This is a genomic window from Acinetobacter sp. GXMZU3951 (assembly GCF_054457875.1).
In genome coordinates this window covers 37,037-43,112 of record NZ_JBTLFO010000014.1, presented here as the reverse complement: position 1 = coordinate 43,112, position 6,076 = coordinate 37,037, and the positions used below count along the sequence as shown (strand labels likewise).

Sequence of the window (6,076 nt, the reverse complement as noted above, 5' to 3'; positions counted from 1 at the left end):
TCATAATCTCTTAATGATCTATTCACCACCTCGTCAGTGGCAAATATAACGCAATCAACTCAATAACTAGCACTTCGTGCTTCGTTCATCTCGCTGTATCGCGTCGGGATGAGTGCATTATAGGGGAAATAAATTCCCATGCAAGTGCTTTTAACTCGCTGTTTTATCATGTGTTGTATTTTTATGCACTATTTTGGTTCATTTGTGCACTAATTAAGACATAAGTATTTAATTATACAGTAGAAATATGAATAAAATATTTCTACTGTATTTTTTTCTTATTTTGATTTATTCGCCTGTTTAATGCTCACACTCAGAATTTTTACAAGTTGTTTCGGTACATCTTGGTGCATACCATAGCTCCCAGTTGGTACTTTGACGATTTTATCCACGACATCCATGCCTTTCGTCACTTTGCCAAATACAGCATAGCCAGCATTCATCGCTCCTTTATTCAAGAAATCATTGTCTGCAACATTAATAAAAAATTGGCTAGTCGCGGAATTAGGATTATTGGTACGTGCCATCGCTAATGTGCCACGACTATTCTTCAAGCCATTGGATGATTCATTTTGAATCGGTGCTTTGGTTTGTTTTTCTACCATGTTGGCATCCATCCCCCCACCCTGAATCATAAACCCAGGGATGACTCGATGGAAAATGGTGCCATTGTAGAAGTTGGCTTTGGCATAGTCTTCAAAGTTTTTAGCCGAAATTGGTGCTTTATCATTAAAGAGTTCAATTTCAATATTTCCCATTGATGTTTTCATTTCCACCAGTGTATTGGCTGCATATGCACCCAGACTGAATGTCGTTGCAGTCAATAACGCGAGGCTTTGCTTGAACATGTAATGGCTTCCTATTGTGGTGGTATCTCATTGCTTATATTTAACACAACCGGATCAATTCAGCTATTTTTATGCGTTGTTGCGCAACGCTACTCTGCAGGCTGCAAGTTTAAAACGGTTCTCCGATTCTGAATCAAGGTCATGCTCGACATACAAGACAAGACTCATTGAGGTACCTTTTCCTGTGTACCTAATCCTTAACTCTGTTTATTCCAAAATCTTCTAAATTTTTTTGCCATTTCAATATAGTTCTTTTTCGCAGCTTGCGATAAGCCTGTCATATTAATAAAGCCATGTGTCATTGCTGGGTAATCCTGATAAGCCACTGCAACCCCTTGATGACGTAACTTATAAGCATAGATTTTTGCTTCATCATGTAAAACATCATGTCCTGCAGTGACAACAAAGGCCGAAGCTAATTTTTTCAAATTGCCATATGTAGGTGAAATAAGCGGATCATCCAGTGCAACCTGATGCTGAGTGGCATAGTGAGCCGTCACCGTATCCACATCATCGCCTGTTAAGATGAGACCATCTTTATAGGCAAAAAATGAAGGATGACGGCTTTTAAAATCTAGAGCCGGGTAAATCAAAAACTGGACTTGAGGTGCATAAGCCTTCCCCGCACTGCGTTGAGCCACGACCGCACTTAGATTGCCACCGGCACTATCTCCAGCAACGGCTATACGGTTTTTTAGAACTTTTAATTGTTTACGGTTTTGATAAGCCCAGGCCAAGGCATCTTCACAACTTTGTACAACCTGATAAGGCGATGCTTCGGGTGCTAAGGGATAATCGATACTTAAGACCTGTACATTGGCATGCAGTGCCAATACACGACAGACTTCATCATAGCTATCCATACTACCCACCACAAAGCCCCCACCATGGTAAAAAACCACCAGCGGCAACTTTTTATTCGGTGCAGGATGATAATGCCGCGCAAAGATCGTGCCGCTTTGTAACGGTAGGCGTAAATCTTCAACCTGTTTAATGCGGGTGGCTTTTCCTGTAATCAGTTGGCTCTGTAATTCAAAGGCTTTACGGGAGTGTTGTGCATCGGTAGAAATAAATCCTGTTTTGTTCTGCTTATGCTGAACTGCCAAAATGCACTTAATAAAAGAATCTAACTCAGGATAGTGATAGGGATAAGACAGTGCCTTCACAATATTTTCTTGGACAAAATTAGGCAGCTTATCCATCAGTCGTGCTGCTGTACTTTGATTTTTCTCGATCAGTTCATGTATTGATACGCCCATAAACGACTTAATCCTTGTTGTTTTATGTTGCAATTGAGCATTCACTCGCTAAAACCAACGTTGTATTACGGTTTTTAGCATAAAAGCTAATCGGCTTTGAAGTGCTTGTCATTAACACTGTTGCAATAAGTTCAAGTCAGAATCATCAATACCATACCCAACACGACAACTGAAATGATCAATAGCCTCATGAAAGACAGCACACCTCATTCAAGTACTGTCTTGACTCTATTTTCAGACTTTAAGGTCTTATTCCATGGCTAAAATTTACTGCGGCATGGCGCTGGGCTGATTAGGGATCTGTTCCATGTTTGCCTGTGGAGCATTGATATTGGCAGATCCATCCACCTGCGCTGCAATGCCCACTTGTCCTTGTGCGCCAACTTCAGCCCCTGTCGACATTTGAGCTGCTTCAGTCGCTTGTACAGGGTCTTTAGAAGCACAACCCACTGCAAGCACTGAAATAGCTAACATAGAAATAGAAAATAAACTGATTTTTTTCATACCTTGTTCCTTTTAACTAAAAAAACACAAAGCCTTGCTCCAGCTTTGCCAGAGCCATGATTCATGCTTTTGATCAGGCTTGCGCACATCTATAGTTAAGGTTTTTTATCTGTTGGTTGCTTTCTGCAAAATTTTATTAAGCGATTTTTTACCATGATTAATCTTAAAAGCGGTCAAAAAATTCAGACAAACACTTATTTTTCATCAAATTATTTGTATTAAGCGATGATAGGCAATCTAATAATCCATAGATCGAGAACAAAAAATTGAGATCAAACTGCTTATGATTCTTGCCAAGTATCAACACAACAGCCAAATCACAACGTAGTGAGCCTTTTTTTGCTATAAAAAGTAGCAATTCTCAGCAATTTCACAAAAAAAAAGCTTATTCGGAGGTTGAATAAGCTTAGAAAATACATTCTGAAAATATCAATCAGAAACTACAGCAACGATTGCTGTAGACCATATTAAAAAATGCTGGAATAAATGTGAAATATTTAATTCCGTTTACCATGATCGTTTTTTGCTCTTAATCCACTATTCGATCTGTTCCGTTTTGCCACCGCATCATATGCAATTCACCAAATCATTTTTTCTAAGATTTCTCCGCAAAATGATTTGGTCTAAGTATCAATGACCTGAAAAAGTAAAAATTTGCAAATTTAATCAAGCCTTCAACTTGAATTTTCTATGCCTGCCCCGACCTCTTTAGTAATCATGAATTCCACTATACATGGCAGTTCAGAATTCACCCCTTAGCACTAACGCCAAAGGACTGTACATGTTTAAAAACCCTTTTAAACGGAGTAAATCAATGACAACTGAGCAAAACGAACAAGCTCAAGACCTTCAACAAGAGCCAGCGGATCAACAAACAGCGCAAACTCAAGCTGAAACCGAGCAAGCAGACGTTTCAGTTGAAGATTTACAAGCACAAATTGGCAAGCTTGAAGAAAGTCTAAAATTGGAAAAAGCCCGTACAGCGAATGCAGTTTATGAAGCTCAGAAAAGTGTTGAACGTATTCAACGTGAATCTGAAAAGCATAAAGACACTGTACTGGAAAAATTTGCCAAAGAATTACTCGACTCTGTTGACAATTTAGAACGTGCCATTCAAGCCGCTGGTGCAGAAGAAACGCCTGTACTGGAAGGTGTCAAGCTGACTTTAAAATCATTGCTGACGACACTTGAGAAATTTGGTGTGGTCGAAGCCGATACGCAAAATGGCTTCAATGCCGACTTGCACCAAGCGGTGGGTATTGATCCAAATGCCAAAGCCAATGAAATTGGCACAGTTTTACAGAAAGGTTACACCCTAAATGGCCGTTTACTTCGCCCTGCGATGGTGATGGTTGGTCAATAAGCGCTATAAAAACGAGAGTTTGTGAAATATTTTCAGAAAATCAACTTGAAAAATTTTGAACGGCTCTCATATCGGATAACAAGCGAAAACATTGCACAAGAATTTTTGAGGAACAGATCTAATGGCTAAAATCATTGGTATTGACTTAGGTACTACAAACTCATGTGTTGCTGTACTTGAAGGCGACAAAGTTAAAGTAATCGAGAACGCTGAAGGCGCTCGTACAACTCCATCGATTATTGCGTATAAAGATGGCGAAATCTTGGTGGGTCAATCTGCAAAACGTCAAGCAGTGACTAACCCGAAAAACACATTATTCGCGATCAAACGTTTGATCGGTCGTCGTTATGAAGACCAAGCGGTACAAAAAGATATCGGTCTTGTACCTTACAAAATCATCAAAGCTGACAATGGTGATGCTTGGGTTGAAGTCAACGACAAGAAACTTGCACCACAACAAATCTCTGCTGAAATCTTGAAAAAGATGAAGAAAACTGCAGAAGATTACTTGGGTGAAACAGTGACTGAAGCAGTGATTACTGTTCCTGCTTACTTTAACGATGCGCAACGTCAAGCGACTAAAGATGCGGGTAAAATTGCAGGTCTTGATGTTAAACGTATCATCAACGAACCAACGGCTGCGGCACTTGCGTTCGGCATGGACAAAAAAGAAGGCGATCGTAAAATTGCGGTTTACGACTTAGGTGGTGGTACTTTTGACGTATCTATCATTGAAATTGCAGACCTTGATGGCGACCAACAAATCGAAGTGTTATCTACCAACGGTGATACTTTCCTTGGTGGTGAAGACTTTGATAACGCTTTAATCGAGTTCTTGGTTGAAGAGTTCAAGAAAGAGCAAAGCGTTAACTTGAAAAATGATCCACTTGCGTTACAACGTTTGAAAGAAGCAGCTGAAAAAGCAAAAATCGAGCTTTCTTCTTCTAACGCAACTGAAATCAACCTTCCATACATCACGGCTGATGCGACGGGTCCTAAACACTTAGTGATCAACGTAACCCGTGCAAAACTTGAAGGTTTAGTGGCTGACTTGGTTGCTCGTACCATTGAGCCTTGCCGTATTGCGCTTAAAGATGCGGGTCTTTCGACTTCTGACATCTCTGACGTAATCTTGGTGGGTGGTCAATCACGTATGCCAATGGTTCAACAGAAAGTTCAAGAATTCTTCGGTAAAGAGCCACGTAAAGACGTGAACCCTGACGAAGCAGTCGCAATTGGTGCTGCGATTCAAGGTGCGGTATTGGCGGGTGACAAAACTGACGTACTTTTACTTGATGTTACACCATTAACTTTAGGTATTGAAACAATGGGCGGTGTATTGACTCCGATCATTGAGAAAAACACTACGATTCCTGCGAAGAAATCACAAGTGTTCTCTACCGCTGCTGACAACCAGCCTGCAGTAGACATTTCGGTTTACCAAGGTGAGCGTAAGATGGCTCAACAAAACAAATTGTTGGGTAACTTCCAGTTAGGTGACATTCCACCTGCGCCACGTGGTGTGCCACAAATTGAAGTATCGTTCGACATCAACGCAGATGGTATCTTGAAAGTTTCTGCGAAAGATAAGAGCACTGGTAAAGAGCAATCGATCCAGATTAAAGCAAACTCAGGTTTGTCTGATGCTGAAATCGAAGCCATGATTAAAGATGCTGAAGCGAATGCTGAAGAAGACCGTAAGTTTGAAGAATTGGCAAAAGCACGTAACGAAGCTGATGCATTAATTTCAAGCTCACAAAAAGCAGTCAAAGATCTTGGCGAACAAGTAACGGCTGATGAAAAAACAGCGGTTGAAACAGCAGTGTCTGAACTTGAAGCTTCAACGAAAGAAAATGATGTTGAAGACATCAAAGCGAAAACTGAAGCGTTACAAAACATCTTGATGCCGATTACCCAACGTGCTTATGAGCAAGCTCAACAAGCAGGTGGTGCGCAAGGTTTTGATCCAAATGCATTCCAAGGTGGTGATGCGGGTCAACAACAAAAAGCGGACGACGGTGTTGTAGATGCTGAGTTCACTGAAGTTAAAGACGACAAAAAATAATTTATCAGATTGAAAAAACCGCGCGTCAGCGCGGTTT

General features: G+C 40.6%; 5 protein-coding genes. 2 read left to right on the top strand and 3 right to left on the bottom strand.

Annotation, left to right across the window (positions count from 1 at the left end; translation table 11 throughout):
• Positions 1-278: 278 nt before the first annotated feature.
• From ACX17N_RS15890 to ACX17N_RS15880, 3 genes are all read right to left on the bottom strand, one after another.
• Positions 279-848: a peptidylprolyl isomerase gene (locus ACX17N_RS15890; RefSeq protein WP_458893542.1), complete on the bottom strand. Its 570-nt coding sequence runs from the start codon at positions 846-848 to the stop codon at positions 279-281.
• Positions 849-1,045: 197 nt separating this feature from the next.
• Positions 1,046-2,107: an alpha/beta hydrolase gene (locus ACX17N_RS15885; RefSeq protein WP_458893541.1), complete on the bottom strand. Its 1,062-nt coding sequence runs from the start codon at positions 2,105-2,107 to the stop codon at positions 1,046-1,048.
• A 267-nt stretch (positions 2,108-2,374) separates the two neighbouring features.
• Positions 2,375-2,611, bottom strand: coding sequence for a hypothetical protein (locus ACX17N_RS15880; RefSeq protein ID WP_458893540.1), 237 nt, complete (start codon positions 2,609-2,611; stop codon positions 2,375-2,377).
• Between the two features lie 814 nt (positions 2,612-3,425).
• Here ACX17N_RS15880 and grpE point away from each other — a divergent pair.
• A complete protein-coding gene (gene grpE, locus ACX17N_RS15875; RefSeq protein WP_458893538.1) occupies positions 3,426-3,974 on the top strand; it encodes a nucleotide exchange factor GrpE in 549 nt (182 codons plus the stop codon).
• 121 nt (positions 3,975-4,095) lie between these two features.
• A complete protein-coding gene (gene dnaK, locus ACX17N_RS15870; RefSeq protein WP_458893537.1) occupies positions 4,096-6,039 on the top strand; it encodes a molecular chaperone DnaK in 1,944 nt (647 codons plus the stop codon).
• Positions 6,040-6,076 lie beyond the last annotated feature (37 nt).

What these genes read in the sequence shown, in the direction of transcription:
- ACX17N_RS15890 (WP_458893542.1), bottom strand. Translation starts at nt 848, where the DNA reads ATGTTCAAGCAAAGCCTCGCGTTATTGACTGCAACGACATTCAGTCTG.
- ACX17N_RS15885 (WP_458893541.1), bottom strand. Translation starts at nt 2,107, where the DNA reads ATGGGCGTATCAATACATGAACTGATCGAGAAAAATCAAAGTACAGCA.
- ACX17N_RS15880 (WP_458893540.1), bottom strand. Translation starts at nt 2,611, where the DNA reads ATGAAAAAAATCAGTTTATTTTCTATTTCTATGTTAGCTATTTCAGTG.
- grpE (WP_458893538.1), top strand. Translation starts at nt 3,426, where the DNA reads ATGACAACTGAGCAAAACGAACAAGCTCAAGACCTTCAACAAGAGCCA.
- dnaK (WP_458893537.1), top strand. Translation starts at nt 4,096, where the DNA reads ATGGCTAAAATCATTGGTATTGACTTAGGTACTACAAACTCATGTGTT.